The 20,741-nt window shown below is 63.4% G+C and carries 14 protein-coding genes; 6 read left to right on the forward strand and 8 right to left on the reverse strand.

The genetic code is table 11. The features are described 5' to 3' along the window. Nucleotides 1-327 precede the first annotated feature (327 nt). The gene (gene hisN / locus C7I87_RS03555; RefSeq protein ID WP_149902903.1) at nt 328-1,101 is read left to right on the forward strand and encodes a histidinol-phosphatase; all 774 of its coding nucleotides are present in this window, start codon (nt 328-330) and stop codon (nt 1,099-1,101) included. A 153-nt stretch (nt 1,102-1,254) separates the two neighbouring features. Here the strand turns inward: hisN and C7I87_RS03560 are convergent, their stop codons facing one another. Next, nucleotides 1,255-2,232 (reverse strand): alpha/beta fold hydrolase, encoded by a 978-nt coding sequence (locus C7I87_RS03560; protein ID WP_149902904.1) that lies wholly within the window; start codon nt 2,230-2,232, stop codon nt 1,255-1,257. A gap of 481 nt (nt 2,233-2,713) precedes the next feature. Between C7I87_RS03560 and C7I87_RS03565 the strand changes: the two genes are divergently transcribed. Further along, nucleotides 2,714-3,181, forward strand: coding sequence for an Hsp20 family protein (locus tag C7I87_RS03565; protein ID WP_149902905.1), 468 nt, complete (start codon nt 2,714-2,716; stop codon nt 3,179-3,181). A gap of 84 nt (nt 3,182-3,265) precedes the next feature. Here C7I87_RS03565 and C7I87_RS03570 read toward each other — a convergent pair whose 3' ends face one another. Then, nucleotides 3,266-4,318 carry a threonine aldolase family protein gene (locus C7I87_RS03570; RefSeq protein ID WP_149902906.1) on the reverse strand — a complete coding sequence of 351 codons (1,053 nt, stop codon included), beginning with the start codon at nt 4,316-4,318 and terminating at the stop codon, nt 3,266-3,268. Between the two features lie 490 nt (nt 4,319-4,808). On the opposite strand from C7I87_RS03570, the gene gltB reads away from it, so the two are divergent. Both gltB and C7I87_RS03580 read left to right on the forward strand, forming a co-directional pair. Continuing rightward, nucleotides 4,809-9,542, forward strand: a complete 4,734-nt coding sequence (gene gltB, locus C7I87_RS03575) for a glutamate synthase large subunit (protein ID WP_149902907.1) — start codon at nt 4,809-4,811, stop codon at nt 9,540-9,542. A gap of 141 nt (nt 9,543-9,683) precedes the next feature. Next, complete coding sequence (locus tag C7I87_RS03580; RefSeq protein WP_149902908.1) at nt 9,684-11,138, forward strand: glutamate synthase subunit beta; 1,455 nt, start codon at nt 9,684-9,686, stop codon at nt 11,136-11,138. Here C7I87_RS03580 and C7I87_RS03585 read toward each other — a convergent pair. After that, nucleotides 11,135-12,364, reverse strand: coding sequence for an SGNH/GDSL hydrolase family protein (locus C7I87_RS03585; RefSeq protein WP_149902909.1), 1,230 nt, complete (start codon nt 12,362-12,364; stop codon nt 11,135-11,137). The genes C7I87_RS03580 and C7I87_RS03585 overlap by 4 nt on opposite strands. A gap of 31 nt (nt 12,365-12,395) precedes the next feature. After that, a complete protein-coding gene (locus tag C7I87_RS03590) occupies nt 12,396-13,619 on the reverse strand; it encodes a lytic murein transglycosylase (protein ID WP_149902910.1) in 1,224 nt (407 codons plus the stop codon). Between the two features lie 211 nt (nt 13,620-13,830). Between C7I87_RS03590 and galU the strand changes: the two genes are divergently transcribed. Continuing rightward, complete coding sequence (gene galU / locus C7I87_RS03595) at nt 13,831-14,736, forward strand: UTP--glucose-1-phosphate uridylyltransferase GalU (protein ID WP_149902911.1); 906 nt, start codon at nt 13,831-13,833, stop codon at nt 14,734-14,736. Nucleotides 14,737-14,756: 20 nt separating this feature from the next. Here galU and C7I87_RS03600 read toward each other — a convergent pair whose 3' ends face one another. Beyond that, nucleotides 14,757-16,541 carry an outer membrane beta-barrel protein gene (locus tag C7I87_RS03600; RefSeq protein WP_188393717.1) on the reverse strand — a complete coding sequence of 595 codons (1,785 nt, stop codon included), beginning with the start codon at nt 16,539-16,541 and terminating at the stop codon, nt 14,757-14,759. A 249-nt stretch (nt 16,542-16,790) separates the two neighbouring features. Between C7I87_RS03600 and C7I87_RS03605 the strand changes: the two genes are divergently transcribed. Continuing rightward, the gene (locus C7I87_RS03605; RefSeq protein WP_149902912.1) at nt 16,791-17,792 is read left to right on the forward strand and encodes a KpsF/GutQ family sugar-phosphate isomerase; all 1,002 of its coding nucleotides are present in this window, start codon (nt 16,791-16,793) and stop codon (nt 17,790-17,792) included. Between the two features lie 156 nt (nt 17,793-17,948). On the opposite strand, the gene C7I87_RS03610 is transcribed toward C7I87_RS03605, so the two are convergent. The 3 genes from C7I87_RS03610 to C7I87_RS03620 form a co-directional block, all read right to left on the reverse strand. Then, complete coding sequence (locus C7I87_RS03610) at nt 17,949-18,413, reverse strand: NfeD family protein (protein ID WP_149902913.1); 465 nt, start codon at nt 18,411-18,413, stop codon at nt 17,949-17,951. 21 nt (nt 18,414-18,434) lie between these two features. Then, nucleotides 18,435-19,385 (reverse strand): SPFH domain-containing protein, encoded by a 951-nt coding sequence (locus C7I87_RS03615; protein ID WP_127278883.1) that lies wholly within the window; start codon nt 19,383-19,385, stop codon nt 18,435-18,437. 121 nt (nt 19,386-19,506) lie between these two features. Beyond that, nucleotides 19,507-20,718 carry an NAD(P)/FAD-dependent oxidoreductase gene (locus C7I87_RS03620; protein WP_149902914.1) on the reverse strand — a complete coding sequence of 404 codons (1,212 nt, stop codon included), beginning with the start codon at nt 20,716-20,718 and terminating at the stop codon, nt 19,507-19,509. Between the last annotated feature and the right edge of the window lie 23 nt (nt 20,719-20,741).

Below are 20,741 nucleotides of genomic sequence, written 5' to 3' on the forward strand. Positions count from 1 at the left end.
CCTTCGGGCGACATGCATTGGGGTGCAACGGGTGTAAAAAAAGACCGCATCGTTTGCACGATACGGTCGAAGTCTAGGGAGGAAACGCCCAAGGAGGGCATGGACAGAAAAAAACCTGTCCGAGGGTGAGGGTATTGTGCGCTGCACAAATGTCAAGCGACCTTCAGGCTTTTTTAATTCATAGTGATGTGGAAATTGCGTTTGGATGGCGATGTCGTGACATTCCGGCAACAGTTGCCCGGGCAGATAAATCGATAAACAAGCTTGTCTTGGCGGGAAAGTCGCGGCAGTGCTCGGCATGGGCATGCCGCAATGCGGGAGAATCAGTTGGACATCAGCATCGATTTCATGCGCCGCATCGCGCAGGCAGCAGCGGCGGAGACCTTGCCGCGCTTTCGCGCCCAGGGTGCGGTCGCCAACAAGGAAAAGGGCAGTTTCGACCCGGTCACCGAGGCCGACCGCGAGGCCGAGCGCGCCATCCGGGCGCTGATATCGGCCGAGTATCCCGACCATGGCATCCTGGGCGAAGAGCACGGCAGCGAGAACATCTCCAGCCGGCATGTCTGGGTGATCGACCCGATCGACGGCACACGCGCCTTCATCTCCGGCCTGCCGGTGTGGGGGACGCTGGTTGGGCTGACGGTCGATGGTGAGGCGGTCGCCGGCATGATGGCGCAGCCCTTCACCGGCGAGCTGTTCTACGCCAATGAGTCCGGTTCGCACTACGAGGGACCGGGCGGCCCTCGAAAACTGTTGACCCGCAAGACGACAAAACTCGACGAGGCGACGCTGTTCACCACCACGCCAGCTCTGTTCAAGGGCGAGGCGCGCACGCGCTACGACGCATTCGAGAAGCAGATCCAGCTCGCCCGCTATGGCGCCGATTGCTATGCCTTCGCCATGATCGCCTCGGGGAGCGTCGACATCGTCGCCGATCCCGGATTGAAGCCCTACGACATCGTGGCGCTGATCCCGATCATCGAGAAAGCCGGCGGTGTCGTCACCACGTTCGACGGCGGGCCGGCGGAGAATGGCGGCGATGTGCTGGCGGCCGCGACACCGGAGCTCCATGCCGCCGCCATGGCCGCCCTGCGCGGCTGATCGGCTTCTTTGTTGACGCTACAGCATGTCGCGGCGAACAGGATTCGCCCGACCTGCTGTAAGCTTTTGATTTTATGCATGTCGTTGTCCCGGAACCGAGGACACTTCCGGGCGACATGCATTAGCCTGACCCTGGAAGGGCCACGGTGCCCATCAGGCCGTCGGATCGTCGGACCCGGGGACGAAGGCGTCGAAGGCGGCGAGGAATTGTTCGCGGTAGAGGTCGGCTTCCTGCAGGATTTCGTGTTTGGCGCCGTCGATCATCAACAGCGAACCAAGTCTCAGATTTCTCGCGTATGTTTCCACTGCCTTGGTCGAGACAACCTGGTCGGCGCCGGCGGCGATGATCAGCAGAGGCACTTGGATGCGGGCCATGAAGGCGGGGTCGCTGATGGCTTCCGACGCCTTCGCCGCCGCCTGCAGCCAGCGGATCGTCGGGCCGCCAAGCGCCAGTTGCGGATGCTCTTCATAGATACGCGTGTTGCGGCGATAGCGTTGCGGATCCGACGTCACCTTGTTGGCTTCGAAGGGCAGCGTGTGTCTCGGCCGTGGACCCCAGGCGGCATAGAGCCGGCCGAGCCCCAGGGCGCAGAAAAACGAACAGATCCGGCGGACCGTTCCTATCGAGACCGGCAGGTCGGGCAGCGTCAGGAAGGGCGCGATCAGCACCATGCGCCGCACGCGGTTCACCATCGACGGCGCGGCAAGCAGCGCGATCACGGCCCCGGCGGAATGGGCGAGGATGTAGTACGGTCCGCGGCAATCCGGCAGCACGATCTCCTCGAAGAACTGCTCCAGGTCAGCCGTATAGTCGCGGAACGACCTGACGTAGCCGCGCTGGCGATCGCGGATCAGCCGGTCGGAATCGCCCTGGCCGCGCCAGTCGAGGGTGGCGACACCGAAGCCCCGCGCGGCAAGGTCGCGGATGGTCTCGAAATATTTCTCGATGCACTCGTTGCGGCCGCCGAGCAGCACCACGGTGCCCCGCATTGGACGCGCCACCGCTGCGAACAGGCCATAACGTATCTTCTTGCGGTCGCGCGTGGTGAAAAAGCCGCCGGTGGCGTTTTCCGGTCGCGGATTGCCCTCGGTTTGGTGGAAAAGCGGAGTGTCCTGGAAAATGTCCGTCATTCGGCGCTTTGTGCTCGGCGTCTTCACGTGCCTGCCCGAGATGGCTGGCCCTGCCAAGGTGATAGACGCCAATGCGCCAAAAGCAAAGGAATTCCAGGTTGTCGACGACTGCAACGGGGGAAGGCCGGAAGCGGCTTTGAGCACGCTTCCGGCCCCTGTCGATCCGGGAGGAAGGGACGTTAACACCCGGTTCGGCCTCGTTGCGGCACCTGTGCAAATCCGGCGCCGCCAATCCTTGATCTTGAGAGCCACTTTAGCGGCGGCTGTCTGAACGGGCGCCAAAGCACCGGTTCATCTGCCGTTCATCAAAGGCTGGCCGCTTCATCCTTTTTTGCCGTCAAACGAAACTTGAAATGCTTTCGGGGGCTCCCCAGATGTGGGTTGCGGCCGCCAATGTCGGGGCCGCTGGTCTCCGGAAACGCCGATCACGGGTTTCGGACCGACCATACGCAAACCATGTTGCTCAACAGGAGAACACCTCATGCGTCATGTTGATTTTTCCCCGCTCTATCGTTCGACCGTCGGCTTCGACCGTCTCTTCACGATGCTCGATTCGCTCGCGCAGCCCGATGGCGCGCAAACCTATCCGCCCTACAACATCGAGCGCACCGGCGAGGATTCCTACCGCATCTCGATGGCGGTTGCCGGCTTCTCGGATGACGAGATCTCCATCGAAGCCCACCGCAACGTGCTGACCGTGAAGGGTGAGCGCAAGGACGAGGGCACCGGCGAGGGCTCCGAGCTGCTCTATCGCGGCATTGCCTCCAGGGCCTTCGAGCGCCGCTTCCAGCTTGCCGATCACGTTGAAGTCGTCGGCGCTGCGCTGAAGAACGGCCTGCTCTTCGTCGACCTCAAGCGCAACATTCCCGAAGAGCTGAAGCCGCGCAAGATCGCGATCACCTCGGCTCCGGCCACGGCCAAGCAGATCGAGGCCAAGACGGCAGCCTAACAGGCCGCCGCGTAATGTCTAAGTCTCGTCCCGAGACGGAAGCGGCGCCGAAAGGCGCCGCTTTTTTGTTGTCGCGAAGGCCGATTATTCGGCGATCAACTGGCCAAAGCGGTCGACTTCCTCGGAGGTCGTCGCAAAACTGGTGACGAAGCGATAGAGCAGTTCATCCTCGCCGATATGGCCGTCGAAACCGTGCGGCCTGTGCCAGTCGTAGAAGGCCGCGCCCGCCGCCTGCAGTTTTTCGGCTTCCATTTTCTTGATCACCGCGAAGACTTCGTTGGCCTGCGGCAGCCAGGCAAGCTTGGCCGTGGCCGAATCCTCGATCGCCGCCGCCAGGCGCGCGGCCATGGCGTTGGCATGGCGCGCTGTGTCGAGCCAAAGCCCGTCCTTGAAATAGGCTTCGAACTGCGCCGCGACGAAGCGCGACTTCGAAAACAACTGTGCCGCACGCTTGCGCAGAAAGGCCAATTCCTTGGCGCGGTCGAGGTCGAACAGCACGATCGCCTCGGCGCACCAGCAGCCGTTCTTGGTGCCGCCGAAGGACAGGATGTCGACACCGCGTTTCCAGGTCATTTCGGCCGGCGTGGTGTCGAGCGCGACCAGCGCGTTGGCAAAGCGAGCGCCGTCCATGTGCAGCGGCACGGAATGGTGTTTGGCGATCGCTGCAATCGCCGCAATGTCGTCCAGACCATAGATTGTGCCGACCTCGGTCGACTGCGTGATCGAGATGGCCATCGGCCGGCCCCAATGAACCACTTCGCCGGCGAAACGGCCGATCGCCCTGTCCAGATTGTGTGGCTCGATCTTGCCCAGCGGGCCGTCGACGGCGTGAAGCCGCGAGCCGCCGGAAAAATATTCCGGCGCGCCGCATTCGTCCTCGATGACATGCGATTCGCGGTGGGCGAAGGAAATGCCGCCGGGCTTGTTATAGGTCGTCAGCGACAGCGAATTGGCGGCGGTGCCGGTCGCCACGAAGAACACGGCCACCTCGCGTTCGAAGATCTCGCTGAAGCGGTGATAGACGGCCTGGTCGAGGGCCCCGTCGCCATAGGCGGTCGAAAAGCCGGCGGTATGGGCCGAGAGGCCGGCTGCAATGCTTGGGTGGGCGCCTGCCCAATTGTCGGAAGCGAAGAACATGCGTCTGCCTGTGCTGGGAAAATCGCCGGGACCTTGACCGGTTTCATGACCCGCCCGCAAGAGCCAGACACAAGAAAACGGGTAAAGCCAGTGTCGGACTCGCGACGCCTCCAGAGACCGAAGCTTACGTTTTGCAGCCGCTTCACGAAATTTTGTGTCGCGGCGCGGCCAAGTTTTTTGTGAATCGGTCTTGTGTGGGTCCTGGATTTCTGTCATAAAAATTTAGGACAGTAGTGCTGTCTTATTTTGTCGCACAAAACAGGCTGGATTGGCGTATCGTTTGGGCCACTCCGGCTTTTGCCGCGAGCGACAGGTAGACGGACCAGCTCTGGCCTGTACGATACCAAATGTGAACCAGCGGCGCCCCGCTTGGTTCGGCGATTTCGCAAGACGTGCCGCAAGAATGAAGGGCGAGCTCAAGTGCTCGCCAAGGCAAACCAGCGCCCCCAGGCTGACCAATGCCAAGTGGCGCGGAACGGAGGATAGGACGATGACGGAATTGACGCTCTCTGCGACGAACGGCCAGGCCGCGCAGACGAAAGCGGCCGCCGTCAAAAATACCTCCACCAAAAATCGCGCGACCGCCGGCGGCCTGACCGCCCAGGGCCTCTACGATCCGCGCAACGAGCATGACGCCTGCGGCGTCGGCTTCATCGTCAACATGAAGGGCGTGAAGTCGCATCAGATCGTCAAGGACGGGCTTGCCGTGCTCGAAAACCTGACGCATCGCGGCGCCGTCGGCGCCGATCCGCTGGTCGGCGATGGCGCCGGCGTGCTGGTGCAGCTTCCGGATCTTTTTTTCCGTGAGGAGATGGCGGCCCAGGGTATCGAACTGCCACCGGTAGGTCAGTATGGCGTCGGACACTGGTTCATGCCGCAGGATGCCATCCTTCGTGCCCATATCGAAGAGGTCATCGCCGAATCGGCGCAGTCCGAGGGGCTGCCGCTGCTGGGATTCCGTGACGTGCCGGTCGACAATTCGTCGCTGTCGAAGGCGCCTGACATCGTTGCGTCCGAGCCGTTCCACCGCCAGGTCTTCATCGGCCGCACGGCCGATATCACCGACGACGAGGAATACGAGGCCAGGCTCTATCTGCTGCGCAAGGTCATATCGGGCCGCATCTACGCCGAGAACGACAACAAGGACATCGGCGCCTATTGCGTGTCGCTGTCGGCACGCACCATCGTCTACAAGGGCATGTTCCTGGCCTATCAGGTCGGTGCCTACTACAAGGACCTGACCGATCCGCGCTTCGAGACCGCGCTGATCCTCGTTCACCAGCGCTTCTCGACCAACACCTTCCCGTCGTGGAAGCTGGCGCATCCCTATCGCATGGTCGCCCACAATGGCGAGATCAACACCGTGCGCGGCAACAACAACTGGATGGCCGCCAGGCAGGCTTCGGTCGATTCCGAACTGTTCGGCAACAACATCTCGAAGCTCTGGCCGATTTCCTATGACGGCCAGTCCGACACTGCGTGCTTCGACAACGCGCTCGAATTCCTGTTCCAGGGCGGCTACAGCCTCAGCCACGCCATGATGATGCTGATCCCGGAAGCCTGGGCCGGCAACAAGCTCATGGATGCCGATCGCAAGGCTTTCTACGAGTACCATGCGGCGTTGATGGAGCCGTGGGACGGGCCGGCGGCGGTCGCCTTCACCGACGGACGCCAGATCGGCGCCACGCTCGACCGCAACGGATTGCGCCCAGCACGCTACATCGTCACCGATGATGACCGCGTCATCATGGCTTCGGAGGCCGGCGTGCTGCCGGTGCCGGAGGAGAAGATCGTCCAGAAGTGGCGGCTACAGCCCGGCCGCATGCTGCTGATCGACCTGGCGAAGGGCCGCATCGTTCCCGACGAGGAGATCAAGTCGGAGATCGCGACCAAGCACCCCTACAAGACCTGGCTTGGCAATACGCAGCTCATCCTGGAGGATTTGAAGCCGGTCGAGCCGCGCGCGCTGCGCAAGGATGTCAGCCTGCTCGATCGCCAGCAGGCGTTCGGCTACACCCAGGAAGACACCAAGCTGTTGATGTCGCCGATGGCGACCACTGGCCAGGAAGCGGTGGGCTCGATGGGCACCGACACGCCGATCTCGGCGATGTCGGACAAGTCGAAGCTGCTCTACACCTATTTCAAGCAGAATTTCGCCCAGGTCACCAACCCGCCGATCGACCCGATCCGCGAGGAACTGGTGATGAGCCTGGTGTCCTTCATCGGACCGCGGCCGAACATCTTCGACCTGGTCGGCAATTCGCGCCGCAAGCGGCTTGAGGTGCGCCAGCCGATCCTGACCAATGGCGACCTCGAGAAGATCCGCTCCATCGGCCACACCGAGGACCGTTTCGACACCAAGACCATCGACATCACCTATGGGTCGATCGAGGGTGCTGCCGGCATGCAGGGGGCCATCGACCGTCTGTGCGAGCGCGCGGAAGCGGCGGTCGCCGGCGGCTACAACATCATCATCCTTTCCGATCGCCAGCTCGGACCGGACCGCATCGCCATCCCGGCACTGTTGGCGACGGCCGCCGTGCACCACCACCTGATCCGCAAGGGGCTGCGCACCGCGGTCGGTCTGGTCGTCGAGTCCGGCGAGCCGCGCGAGGTGCATCATTTCTGCTGCCTTGCCGGCTACGGCGCGGAGGCGATCAATCCCTATCTCGCCTTCGACACGCTGCTCGACATGCACAAGCGCGGCGAACTGCCGGAAGAGGTCGACGCCTATGAAGTGGTGTCGCGCTATATCAAGTCGATCGGCAAGGGTATCCTCAAGGTGATGTCCAAGATGGGCATCTCGACCTATCAGTCTTATTGCGGCGCGCAGATCTTCGATGCCATCGGGCTGAAGTCGGATTTCGTGCAGCAGTACTTCACCGGCACAGCGACGCTGATCGAAGGCGTCGGACTGGATGAGGTCGCAGGCGAGACCGTCAGCCGTCATACGGACGGTTTCGGCAGCGATCCGGTGCTGCGCAACAGCCTGGAGGTCGGCGGCGAATATCTATTCCGCATGCGCGGCGAGGCGCATATGTGGTCGCCCGACGCGGTCGCCACATTGCAGCACGCCGTGCGCCAGGGATCGTGGGAGACGTTCAAGGACTATTCGGCGCAGATCGACAGCGAGACGGCCCGCGCCCAGACCATACGCGGCCTGTTCAAGATCAAGCTGGCGGACGAGAGCGGGCGCAAGAAGGTCGCGCTCGACGACGTCATGCCGGCGGCCGACATCGTCAAGCGCTTCTCGACCGGGGCGATGTCGTTCGGTTCGATCTCCAGGGAAGCACACACCACGCTGGCGCGTGCCATGAACCAGATCGGCGGCAAGTCGAACACCGGTGAGGGCGGCGAAGAGGCAGACCGTTACCTGCCGCTGCCCGGCGGCGGCAAGAACCCGGAACGTTCCGCGATCAAGCAGGTCGCCTCGGGACGGTTCGGCGTGACGGCCGAGTATCTCGTCAATTCCGATGTCATGCAGATCAAGGTGGCGCAGGGCGCCAAGCCCGGCGAGGGCGGCCAGCTGCCCGGCCACAAGGTCGACGCCACTATCGCCAAGGTTCGGCATTCGACGCCGGGCGTCGGCCTGATCTCGCCGCCGCCGCACCACGACATCTATTCGATCGAGGATCTGGCACAGCTGATCTACGACCTGAAGAACGTCAATCCGGCGGCCGACGTGTCGGTCAAGCTGGTGTCGGAGGTTGGTGTCGGCACGGTTGCGGCGGGCGTTGCCAAGGCGCGCGCCGACCACATCACCATCTCGGGCTATGATGGCGGCACCGGCGCCTCGCCGCTGACCTCGCTCAAGCATGCCGGCAGCCCGTGGGAAATGGGCCTTGCCGAGACGCACCAGACGCTTGTGCTGAACGGCTTGCGTTCGCGCGTCGCGCTGCAGGTCGACGGCGGCCTGCGTACCGGGCGCGACGTCATCATCGGCGCGCTGCTCGGCGCCGACGAGTTCGGCTTCTCGACCGCGCCGCTGATCGCGGCCGGCTGCATCATGATGCGCAAGTGCCACTTGAACACCTGCCCGGTCGGCGTCGCGACCCAGGACCCGGTACTGCGCAAGCGTTTCAAGGGCACGCCCGAGCACGTCATCAACTTCTTCTTCTATGTGGCGGAAGAGGTGAGGGCGCTGCTGGCCGAGATGGGCTTTACCCATATCGACCAGATCATCGGCGACGCCGACCTTCTGGAAAAGCGCGACGTGATCCAGCACTGGAAGGCGCGCGGGCTCGACTTCTCGAAGATGTTCTACAAGCCCGATGCGCCGCATGAAGCGGTGCACTGGACCGAACGGCAGAAGCACCCGATCGACGATGTGCTCGACCGCAAGCTGATCGAGCTGGCCAAGCCCGCGCTGGAGGCGAAGCAGCCGGTCAAGATCGAGGTCGACATCCGCAATGTCGACCGTTCGACGGGCGCCATGCTGTCGGGTGAGGTGGCCAAGCGCTTCAAGCACAAGGGCCTGCGTGAGGACACGATCCAGGTCAAGCTCACCGGAACCGCCGGCCAGTCCTTCGGCGCCTTCCTGGCGCGCGGCATCTCGTTCGAGCTCGTCGGCGCCGGCAACGACTATGTCGGCAAGGGCCTGTCGGGCGGACGCATCGTCATCCGGCCGCCACAAGAGGCCAGGATCGTCGCAGCCGACTCCATCATCGTCGGCAATACGGTGCTCTATGGCGCCACCGAGGGCGAGGCCTATTTCGCCGGTGTCGCCGGCGAGCGCTTCGCGGTGCGCAATTCGGGCGTCGCGGCCGTCGTTGAAGGCGTCGGCGACCATGGCTGCGAATACATGACCGGCGGCGTCGTCGTCGTCATCGGCAAGACCGGCCGCAACTTCGCCGCCGGCATGTCGGGCGGTGTCGCCTACGTGCTGGACGAGGCCGGCGATTTCGCCGAGCGCTGCAACATGGCCATGGTCGAGCTGGAGCCGGTTCCGGAAGAAGACGACCTGATGGAAAAGCTGCTGCACCATGGCGGCGATCTCGACCACAAGGGCCGCGTCGACGTGTCGGGCGACATGACCAGCCATGACGAGGAACGGCTCTACCAGCTGATCTCGAACCACGTCCACTATACGGGTTCGGTGCGCGGCCGCGAGATCCTCGACGACTGGGCTATTTTCCGGCCGAAATTCCGCAAGATCATGCCGGTCGAGTACCGCCGCGCGCTGATCGAGATGGAAAGAATGCGCATGGGCGTCGCGGCCGAATAGATTTTGAGAATTGCCGGGGAGTCCAGGCTTCCCGGCCCCCTTCATCGACAGTTTGACCTCGGGCGCAAGGTTGCCATGGCTGCCTCAAGAGGTTAACGGGTGCGGCGAAAACCGTACCATCTGGACAGCAGGAACTGGACTATGGGCAAGGTAACAGGCTTTCTCGAAATCGACCGGCAGGTGCATAAGTACCAGCCTGCCTCCGACCGCATCCGGCACTTTCGCGAGTTCACGCTGCCGATGTCGGACAAGGAGGTCGAGAAACAGGCCGCGCGCTGCATGGATTGCGGCATTCCGTTCTGCCACGGGCCGACCGGCTGCCCGATCCACAACCAGATCCCGGATTGGAACGACCTCGTCTACAACAGGGACTGGGACAACGCGATCCGCAATCTGCACTCGACCAACAACTTCCCGGAGTTCACCGGCCGCATCTGTCCGGCGCCCTGCGAGGAAGCCTGCACGCTGAACCTCGAGGACATCCCGGTCGCCATCAAGACGGTGGAGCAGGCGATCGCCGACAAGGCGTACGAGACCGGCCATATCAGGCCCTATCCGCCGGAGAAGAAGACCGGCAAGCGGGTCGCCATCATCGGCTCCGGCCCGGCCGGCATGGCGGCCGCCCAGCAGCTTGGCCGCGCCGGCCACGACGTGCATGTCTATGAGCGCGAGAGCCGCCCCGGCGGGCTGATGCGCTACGGCATTCCCGACTTCAAGATCGAGAAGCACTATATCGACCGGCGCATCGAACAGATGCAGGGCGAGGGCGTCACCTTCCATTGCGGCGTCAATGTCGGCGTCGACAAGCCCGTCGCGGAACTCCTCGCCGAACATGATGCCGTGCTCTATTGCGGCGGTTCGGAAACGCCGCGCGCTGCCGGCATTCCCGGCGATGATCTCGGCGGCGTGCATGACGCAATGCCCTATCTGGTGCAGCAGAACCGCCGCGTCGGCGGCGAACCGATCCAGTCCGTGGCGTGGCCGTCGCACCCGATCATCGCAGGGGGCCAGCATGTCGTCGTCGTCGGCGGCGGCGATACCGCCTCCGACTGCGTCGGCACCGCCTTCCGCCAGGGCGCGGTGCGCGTCACCCAGCTCGATATCCGCCCGCAGCCGCCCGAGAAGGAAGACAAGCTCTCCGTCTGGCCCTACTGGGCGACCAAGATGCGCACCTCGTCCTCGCAGGCCGAGGGCGCCGAACGTGAATTCCAGGTGGCGACGCTCGAATTCATCGGCGAGGAAGGCCAGCTTACGGGCGTGAAGTGCTGCGAGGTCGACGAGAAGCGCAAGCCGATCCCCGGCACGGAATTCGTCATCCGCGCCGATCTCGCCTTCATCGCCATCGGCTTTGCCGGCCCGGCGATGGCGGGCGTTGCGGCGGAGCTGGAGGGTGAGATGAAGATCACCACCGACAGCCGTCGTTCCCGGAATGTCGAGGCCAACGACCGCGACTACAGGACCAGCGTCGACCGGCTCTACGCTGCGGGCGATGTGCGCCGCGGCCAGTCGCTGGTCGTCTGGGCGATCCGCGAAGGCCGCCAGGCGGCACGCTCGATCGACGAGGCGCTGATGGGGACGACCGTCCTGCCGCGTTAAGGGCTGATCGCCGTCGTGGTATCGGCGGCCGCCGTGGCTGCCGGACTTGCCTTCGGCGGCCAGGAGAAATCATCGGCGCGCCCAGGCGAAGCCTCCGGCGCTTTGCCCTCGATCACCAGCCTTTCCCCGGGAAGAGCTGGATTGGCCTTCGGCGGCGGTGCGGCGCCGAGCAATTCTGTGCCGCCGTCGAGCGCGGGATCGCTGAGCAGCATGGGTTGGGTGCGATCGATGACGATGGGCGCGGCCGCCGGAGCCGGTGCTTCGACGGGTGCGCCCGCCGGCGCGACTGCCGGCGCCACGCTTCCCGGCGCGGCCAGTCCAAGGATCTTCAGCAGCGGCTTTTCGGTATAGAAGGCGAGCTTGCGCTTGCCGGCCTTGGACACGTTGATGCCGTCATCGGCGCGCAGCCGCACGGGCTGGCCGTTCATGTCGGGGCCGTTGGTGATGAAGGCACCGTTCTCGTCGACGAAGCCGTCCCAGACATCGACGAATTCGCCGCCGTGGCTTTCGGCCGCCTTGTGGTAGATATCGTTGAAGGCCAGCATGTCGGAGGTCATCTTCGGCACCCGGAAGGCGGGCATGCCGACCCACAGGAAAGGCACCTTGGCGGTGGCGATTGCCTTCCCGAACTCATCGGTACGGCGCTCGTATTCCTTGGTCCAGTTTTCCGAGCGTGGCTGCTCGCGCACGTCGCCGACCTTCATCTGCTGGCGGTCGTTCGACCCAAGCATGATGACCACGACGGCGGGTTTTTCGGTTTCGATCAGCGGTTTGATCTGTTCGGGCCAGTTGTAGAAATCATCGCGCACGAAGCCTGACGAGCCATTGCTGCGGACAACGATCCTGACACCGCCATTCTCGGCGAAAGCCTCGTCCAGACCCTCGGCGAGGCCCGCCGCCATGAAATCGCCGACTACTAGGACGGTGCGGGCGTCCGGCGCCTTTTCGACCACGGGCGTTGCCGGCTCCGCCGGCGGGCGAGGCGCACGAGGTTTTTTCTTCGGCTTAGGCCTCGCCTGCTGAATGTCCTGCGGCGGCTCGATGCGCTCGCTGCGGTGTGGAAACAGAAGGTCGCGCAACGACCAGCCCCGGCTCTGCTGCGGCTGCTCCTGCGCCATGGCTGGGGCATGGACGGCGCCGGCCACGGCAATGGCGAGCACCGCGAAGGCCAGGATCAGCACCGGCATGCGACGAACGAACGTCCCGATGCGCGCAGGCCAAACCAATCGCTCCCTCCCTACTCAACTCCGTCAGGCTCTATTTCTGCCTGAGCCATTTCAGCACTTCCAAGCTCGGATAGCCATCCTGGGTCAAGCCGACCTTTGCCTGATAGGCCATGATGGCCGTTTTCGAGCCGTCGCCGATCTTGCCGTCGAATTTGCCATCATAAAGGCCATGCTGGGAAAGCCGCTTCTGCAGCTCCTGCCGTTCCTCGAAGCTGAGCTTGGTGAAAGGCCGCTTCCAGTCCTGGACCAGGCCGTTGCCGCCGGCGATCTCATCGGCAAGCAGACCGACGGCGAGCGCGTATTTGTCGGCATTGTTGTAGGCCTTGATGACCGAGAAATTCCTGATCATCAGGAAGGCCGGTCCACCACGGCCATCCGGCACTTTCAGCGTCGCCTTGTCGGTGAGATTCTTGAACGGCTTGCCGCTGGCCCTGACGACGCCGAGCGCCTGCCATTGCGCCAGCGTCTTCGATCCGCCCGGCAATTTGCCGGCCGGCAACGTGACTTCGTAGCCCCAGGTCTTGCCGGCCTGCCAGCCATTCTTCTTGAGCAGGTTGGCTGATGTTGCCAGCGCATCGGGAATGGAGTTCCAGATGTCGCGCTTGCCATTGCCGTCCATGTCGACGGCATAATGCTGGTAGCTGGTCGGGATGAACTGGGTCTGGCCCATGGCACCCGCCCAGGAGCCCATCAGGTGGCTTTCGTCGATGTCGCCGGTCTGCAGGATCTTCAGCGCAGCGACGAGTTGCGTGCGGGCATATTTCGAGCGCTTCGAATCGCCATAGGCAAGTGTCGCCAGCGAACGGATGACATTGCGCATGATGTCGTCACGCTTGAGGATCTCGCCATAGTTCGATTCCATCGACCAGATGGCCAACAGCACGTAGCGGTCGACGCCGAACCTTGCCTCGATCCTATCCAGCCAAGGCTTCCACTTCTTCGCCATCTGCTGCCCGGCGGCGACGGACTGGTCGTGGACGCGGTTGTCGAAATAATCCCAGGCGGGGGCGGTGAACTCGGGCTGAGTGCGCGCCTTTTCCAGCACCACCGGATCGGGCTCGTTGATGCCCCGGAAGGCCTGGTCGTACACGGCGCCGGAAACGCCGCCCGCCACGGCGGTGGCGCGGAAGCCGGCGACCCATTGCCGGAACCCGGCGTCGGCGAAAGCCGGCCCGGTGGGGATGAGCAAAGCGAGCGAGAGGCTGGCTGCCGTCATGGCGCTGGTAAAACGTTTTGCGGCATTGCGAACGGACATCTTTTCCTCCTTCTCTGTCTCAGGAAAGACCATTCATCGCCGAACCGGGTTAGGAATTGGTTTACCATAGGTGGCGCTTGGAACGAAAAGACACCTCGACGCTTTAACCGGTGGAAGTTTCCCTCAGCCGCTCCAGTAATCTTCGATTCCGGCGTGAAAATGTCGCGAGACGGGGATTGCGGAGCTGGCCAGCAAACGGATAATTGAAAGTATGAAGAGAGTTCGCAAGGCAGTTTTTCCGGTCGCCGGTCTCGGCACGCGGTTTCTCCCGGCCACCAAGGCGGTTCCCAAGGAGATGCTGACCGTCGTCGACAGGCCGGTCATCCAGTATGTCGTCGATGAGGCGCGCGAGGCGGGCATCGAGCATTTCATCTTCGTCACCGGCCGCAACAAGGCGGTCATCGAGGATCATTTCGATATCCAGTTCGAGCTCTATGACACGCTGGCACAGCGCGGCAAGGACGAGCAGCTTGCCCGGCTGCAACGGCTGCAGCCGTTGCCGGGGCAGACCAGTTTCACCCGCCAGCAGGTGCCTATGGGGCTCGGCCATGCCGTCTGGTGCGCGCGCGAACTGGTCGGCGACGAGCCTTTCGCCCTGCTGTTGCCCGACATGATCATGCAGTCGGAAAAGAGCTGCACGAAGGCGATGGTCGAACTCTATGAGGAAACCGGCAACAACATCATTGCCGTGCAGGAATGCGACCCGGCGGAGGCCCACAAATACGGCATCGTCGGTCGCGGCGAAGACACGCATCACGGCTTCCGCATCACCGAAATGGTGGAAAAGCCGAAGACCGGCACGGCGCCGTCCAATCTCTACATCAATGGCCGCTATATTCTGCAGCCCGAGATCTTTGGGATTCTGGAAGGTCAGGAGAAGGGTGCCGGCAACGAGATTCAGCTCACCGACGCGATGCTGAAGCTGGAGAAGCAGCAGGCCTTCTACGGCTACCACTATAAGGGCCGCACCTTCGATTGCGGTTCGCCGGAAGGTTTTGTCGAGGCCAATGTCGCCTTCGCGCTGTGGCGCAACGACATGAACCAGAACATGGCCGGCGTCATCCGCACGCTGCTCGACGAGATGAAGCCCTCCGAGCGCCGCGGGGCAGCATTTTAGGGTATTTGGTGCGCACGCCTTCAGCGCTGCACTTTCACGCCGAGATAGATGCTGTTGGCGGTGTAGTCGCGGCCGGGCAGGTTGCTGGTCAGTTTTTCGGTTCTGACCCGGGTGGTGAGGCCCGCATAGCGGTTCAGCCACCAGGTCAGGCCGGCCTCGGCGCTCAATATCCTGTCATGGCCGTCGATGCCGACATAGTCGCGCCAATCCAGGCCGAGAGCCGCATTCGCGGTGAGATTGGCACGGATCAGGCGTTCGGCCGTCAGGCGTCCGGAGTAGAGGATATCGCCGCTTTCACCTGATGTGGTCGTTGTCTCGACCGTGGTCTTGCCGGTCAGGCCGATCGTGGTGCCGCGCTGCGGCGACCATTTGAGGTCGGCGTTGACGGTGGCACCCGAAATCGCTTCCAGGCTTTTGTCGTCGATCGCCTCCCTGAGCCAGCCGGCCGAGAATTCACCCGACAGCTTCTCACCCATGTCGAGTTGAAGGCCGGCGCGGGCGCCGAGGCGCGTCGAGGAGCGCTCGAAGCCTTCATTGTCGATGCGCTGGTCGTAAGCCCGGCGGCCGACCTCGATTTCGGTGAAGGGCGTGAGCGCCGGGGAGATCTCGTAACCGGTGCGCAAGGTTGCGGTGTAGAGCGTGTTGTCTTGATCTTTCTGCGACAGCGAGGTGCCGTCCGAGAGCTTGGCGTCACCGTAGAAGTCATGCGAGACGGCGCCGGTCAATGTGTATCGCATCTTGCCGATGGCCTTCTCGACGCCGATGCTGCCGTCGATCGTCTGCCGCAGCGGCTGGGTGCTTACGCCGGCAATGGCATCCGGCGAAGACGCGGATTCCGGCACGGCTTCGTAGCCGAGCTTGGCGATGGCGCGCAGTTCCTTGTCGAGATCGACGTTGAGCTGGCCTTCGATGCGGCCCTGCGCATCGTGAACCGGGTAGCCCGATACGGTTTCGCGAAAAATGCCGTAGCCGTCGATGGTCGCGGAGTTTTCGCGCCAGTCGGATGCGGCGGTAAAGCGCAGCGCCGTCTCGGACAGCAACGCCGATGTGCCGGCACTGCTCGAATCGCCATTCGTGGTGGCCGTCAGCCCCTGTTCGATCGTCGGCCGGATGACGAAGGTGCCCCATTTGACGCCGGTAGCGGCGAACGGATCGTCCTCTGGTTTCTTGTTCTGGCCCTCGATCGCGGCGGTGCGCTCGGCGCCGGCGTCGAGTTTCTGCCTGTCCACACTGTCGATGGTAAGTGCACGGCGGTTGGCGGCTTCCTGGTCCGCCGCGGTGCTGTCGGTGTCGTCCGTCGTCGCCGTGGCTGCTGTCGTGGAGGTGGTGGTTGGATCCGTAGCCGCCGTGGTGCTCTTTTTTTTCTTCGACTTGTCGGCGGCCTTGTCCTTTGCCTTGTCGGCCGCGTTCTGCCTGGCGGTCGAAGTTCGGCGCGGCTTGGGCGGCGCGGGCGTGTCGGCGGAGGCATCGTCGCTGGCCTGGGGCGGGTCGAAGACGCTGGTGCTCGAGTTCGCGGCGTCCGTATCGTCAGGCACGGCGCCGGCGCTGGCCGGCAGATAGGTGCGTGCCGGCGCGTTGTCCTGCGCGGCAGCGTTGGCAGCCGCTTGCTGGGCAAGAACCAGGCTTCTCGCCTTGCGCTGTTGGTCGGACAGGATCGCCGATTCGGACACTTCACCGCGCAGTTCCGTTTCCTGGGCATGAAGTTGTGCAGCGCGCAGCAAGGCAAGGATGCTGGTCGCCAGCAGCAACGCGCAGACCGCCTTGCCCCGTCGTCCTCTCAATTTTTCTGGCTGGACCCCGGACATCGCCACCACTGCTCGCGCGGCGCACGAGCGCCATACTTACCGAACCGTAAATGGGGATGGTTAACGGAGGGTTGAGGCGGCGCGCGCCATGGGCCCCGAACGCCGATTTCCAAAGGGGATCTTACGGCCGTCGTTGAGCTTCCTGTTCGTGCGCTTGTCGTTGTCCAATCGATCGCACGGGGTTTGGGCAATGGGTGCGGGGCCATTTCCGTTGGACAGGCGAGCGGCAAAGCGCTAATCGCATCATCCATGCGTGCGAAATCCCTGGAAAAGAAGCCCTTGGACAGGCAAGCGTCGATCGAATCGGCGCTAAGAACGGTGGTAACCGAACAGGCCGGTATTGCGGCCCTTGCCGAGGCGCTTGAGAACGGACTGGCGGTACCCTTTGCCCAGGCCGTCGAGATGATCTCGAAGATCGAAGGCCGGCTGATCGTCACCGGTGTCGGCAAAAGCGGCCATATCGGTTCGAAGATCGCGGCGACGCTGGCCTCGACCGGTACTCCGGCCTTTTTCGTCCATCCCGTCGAGGCCAATCACGGCGATCTCGGCATGATTGCCAAGGACGATGCCATCATCGCCATGTCGTGGTCGGGCGAAAGCCTCGAGCTTAAGGGTATCATCGCCTATTCCAGGCGCTTCTCCATTCCGCTTATCGCCATAACCGCTGGGGAGACATCGGCGCTGGCGCGCGCGGCCGACGTCGTGCTGCTTTTGCCGCGCACGCCCGAGGCCTGCCCGCATGGCCTGGCGCCGACGACGTCGACGCTGCTGCAGCTGGTCGTCGGCGACGCGCTGGCGATCGCGCTGCTCGAGGCGCGCGGCTTCACGCCGGACCATTTCCGCACCTTCCATCCCGGCGGCCAGCTCGGCGCCAACCTGACCATGGTCTCCGAGATCATGCGGGTCGGTGACCAGATGCCGCTGGCGCTCCTCGGCACCAAGATGCCGGAAGCGGTGATGACGCTTTCGCAGAAGAAGGTCGGCTGCGTCCTGATCGTCGACGGGAATGGCGAATTGGCCGGGATCATCACCGATGGTGACGTGGCGCGCAACCTGGACCGCCACCTGGCCGACGTCATCGTCGACGAGGTGATGACCCGCACGCCCAAGACGGTCGACCCGCAGACGCTTGCCGGCACGGCAATCGCGCTGCTCAACGAGCACAATATTGGTGCGCTGGTGGTAACCAAGAACAACAGGCCTCTGGGCGTGGTGCACTTCCACGACCTGCTGCGCATCGGCGCAGCCTGAGGTGTGCTGAGATTCAGGTGAGGCCGCCCTGCAAATGGCTGATACCTGTGCTTCCGGTGCTCACGTACGAAAAGTACGCTCCGCTCCGGTTCTCGGTATCAACCATTTTCGGCACGGCCTGACCTGAATCTCAGCACACCTGCGCGTCGGCGCCATTCAAACCTGCTCCACCGTCAATTCCAGATCGGTGTCCGCCGCGGCGGTGACGCGCACCTGGGTGCCTGCCGGCAGATCCGGACCGGAGACGCGCCATAGCGTGTCGCCGAGCTTGATGCGGCCACGGCCGTCACGGATCGGTTCGGCGAGCGTCGCCATCCTGCCGATCATCTGCGCACCACGGCGATTGAGCAGCGGCTGGTCGGTCGGCTGGTCGCGCCCGCCCATGAGTTTCTTGCCGGCAAAGGCTGAAACCAGCGACAGCACGAGGAACAGGAGCACCTGGACCTGCCATGTCCAGATGGAGGCATCCCAGACCAGCAGCGATACCGCGCCGACGATCAGGGCGGCGATGCCGATCCAAAGCATGAAGAAACCCGGCGCAATGACCTCAACCACCAGCAGCACGAAGCCCAGAACCATCCAGTTCCACGGGCCTAGTTCAGAAACGATGCGATCGAGCATGGGAGTAACCCTCCTACGATCTCAATTCTCGCTCGGGCGGACCACCGGCGGGCGGGCCGCCTGCCGCTGCGCGCCGGTCGTGCCTTCGCTGCGGAAGACTTCCTTGGCGATTTCGCCGATGCCGCCAAGCGTGCCGATCAGCGACGAGGCTTCCAGCGGCATCAGCACGACCTTGCTGTTGGTGGCCGAACCGATCCTGGTCAGGGCCTCGGTGTATTTCTGGGCGACGAAGTAGTTCAGTGCCTGCACGTCGCCCTTGGAAATCGCTTCCGACACCACCTGGGTGGCGCGGGCTTCGGCTTCGGCGGAGCGTTCGCGCGCCTCGGCGTCGCGGAAGGCGGCTTCCTTGCGGCCCTCGGCTTCGAGGATCTGCGACTGCTTGAGGCCCTCGGCGGCCAGGATCTGCGCGCGCTTGTTGCGCTCGGCGGTCATCTGGCGGCCCATCGATTCGATGAGGTTGGCCGGCGGGTTGATGTCCTTGATCTCGACGCGGGTGATCTTGATGCCCCATGGGTGTGCCGCCTCGTCGACGACACGCAGCAGGCGCTCGTTGATGGCGTCGCGGTTGGACAGCAATTCATCGAGGTCCATCGAACCCATGACGGTACGGATGTTGGTCATCGTCAGGTTGAGGATGGCATTCTGCAGGCCGGCAACCTGGTAGGCGGCCTGTGCCGCATTGAGGATCTGGTAGAAAGCGATGCCATCGACACCGACGATGGCGTTGTCGCGGGTGATGATCTCCTGGCTCGGAACGTCGAGCACCTGTTCCATCATGTTCATCTTGGCGCCGATACGGTCTACGAACGGCGTAATGAGGTTGAGGCCGGGACTCAGTGTCTTGGTGTAACGACCAAAGCGTTCGACGGTATAGTTGTATCCCTGCGGAATTGTCTTGATGCCCTTGAACAGCACCAGCACGACAAGCGCGACCAGAACAACGACCGCAATATCGAAACCACTGAAATCCATTTGGCTCTCCCTCAGAGGCAGGCCGCGCGAGCCATTCCCGCGCAGCCGACTTCACCAAAGACTTAAGTGTGTTTCAGCAACGTTACAATCAGGTGATGAGGGATTGTTTGCGGGTATACACTCAGCGGTTAAAGGCAAACAGGCTTGCATCCGTGTCTTCAAGCCCGGCGATCGAGGCCGGAACGATCTCGGCAGCGGTGCGCGAGAAGGTGATGCCATTGCCGCCATAACCCATCACGGCATGGATGCGCGGATGCCTGGGAATGGCGCCGATGTAGGGGAGGCCAGTTGTCGTGGTGCCGAAGGAGCCGGTCCAAGCAAATTCGGGGCTGGTGTCGAGATGCGGAAATATCAGGCCCAGTTTTTCCGCGATGCGCCTGGCCTTGTCGGGGATAAGGTCATCGCGCTGCGTCTCGTCGACGAAGTCCTCGTCCTCGCCGCCGCAGATGACCCGGCCGTCGGCGGTCGCCCTGACATAGAGGTAGGGATCCGACGCCTCCCAGATGAACGCCGCACCCGGCCATAGCTTTCGTGGTTGTGAGCGCGTCGCGATTGCCCAGGTCGAGATGATCTGGTGAGCGGCCGCCGGCACGATATCGACCAGCTCGTAACCGGTGGCCAGGACAACATGCCGTGCCGTGATGGTGGGGTCTTCCCTGGTTGCCACAATCACGTCGTCGGCGCCGTCCTTGATCGCAGTCGCTTCGACGGGTGCGTAGAGACGTGCCTTGCGCTCCAGGGCCTTGAGAAGCAATCCGGCCGTCAGCTTGCGCGGGTCGAGCGCGATGTTGCCATGACTTAGGATGGCGCCACCGCGATCGATGCCGAACGCCTCGGCGAGCGGCTGAGGGGTTAGATAGGTCGCGGCGATACCAGCTTGGCGCCGCGCCTCGGCTTCCTCACGCAATTCCGACGGGCCGAGCACGGTGCCGGCCAGATAAAGCGACGCGGTGCGGCTCATGCCGCAGCTGATGCCGAGTTCATCGATGCGGGCGGCAAGGTTGGAAATGGCCAGCCGCGAGCGTCGCCAGGCTTGCCGTGCCTGGGCCGTGCCGATCATCCCCGACAGAAGCGAAAGCGGCTGGTCGATTTCAAACTGCACCAGCGCGGTGGTTGCCGCTGTCGATCCTCTCAGCGGTCCGCGCCGGTCGATGCAGATCACGGAGTGGCCGTCCGCTGTCAGCGCCTCCGCCATCATGGCGCCACTGATGCCCATGCCGACGATCAGCACATCGGTCCTGACGTCCCGGGTCAGACTGCCCGTCGGCACCGCAGGCGCGCGATAGGCGGACCAGACTGGCTGGCCGGTCCTGAGGTCGAGTTTGCGGGGCATCGAGTTCTCCGGAGGCTGCTCAA

It is taken from the genome of Mesorhizobium sp. SARCC-RB16n (assembly GCF_008520305.1).
Lineage (GTDB): Bacteria > Pseudomonadota > Alphaproteobacteria > Rhizobiales > Rhizobiaceae > Mesorhizobium.

Excerpts from the sequence above, each read along its gene's own strand:
- C7I87_RS03560 (WP_149902904.1), bottom strand. The coding sequence starts at position 2,232 with ATGACGGACATTTTCCAGGACACTCCGCTTTTCCACCAAACCGAGGGC.
- C7I87_RS03565 (WP_149902905.1), top strand. The coding sequence starts at position 2,714 with ATGCGTCATGTTGATTTTTCCCCGCTCTATCGTTCGACCGTCGGCTTC.
- C7I87_RS03570 (WP_149902906.1), bottom strand. The coding sequence starts at position 4,318 with ATGTTCTTCGCTTCCGACAATTGGGCAGGCGCCCACCCAAGCATTGCA.
- gltB (WP_149902907.1), top strand. The coding sequence starts at position 4,809 with ATGACGGAATTGACGCTCTCTGCGACGAACGGCCAGGCCGCGCAGACG.
- C7I87_RS03580 (WP_149902908.1), top strand. The coding sequence starts at position 9,684 with ATGGGCAAGGTAACAGGCTTTCTCGAAATCGACCGGCAGGTGCATAAG.
- C7I87_RS03590 (WP_149902910.1), bottom strand. The coding sequence starts at position 13,619 with ATGTCCGTTCGCAATGCCGCAAAACGTTTTACCAGCGCCATGACGGCA.
- galU (WP_149902911.1), top strand. The coding sequence starts at position 13,831 with ATGAAGAGAGTTCGCAAGGCAGTTTTTCCGGTCGCCGGTCTCGGCACG.
- C7I87_RS03600 (WP_188393717.1), bottom strand. The coding sequence starts at position 16,541 with ATGTCCGGGGTCCAGCCAGAAAAATTGAGAGGACGACGGGGCAAGGCG.
- C7I87_RS03605 (WP_149902912.1), top strand. The coding sequence starts at position 16,791 with ATGCGTGCGAAATCCCTGGAAAAGAAGCCCTTGGACAGGCAAGCGTCG.
- C7I87_RS03610 (WP_149902913.1), bottom strand. The coding sequence starts at position 18,413 with ATGCTCGATCGCATCGTTTCTGAACTAGGCCCGTGGAACTGGATGGTT.
- C7I87_RS03615 (WP_127278883.1), bottom strand. The coding sequence starts at position 19,385 with ATGGATTTCAGTGGTTTCGATATTGCGGTCGTTGTTCTGGTCGCGCTT.
- C7I87_RS03620 (WP_149902914.1), bottom strand. The coding sequence starts at position 20,718 with ATGCCCCGCAAACTCGACCTCAGGACCGGCCAGCCAGTCTGGTCCGCC.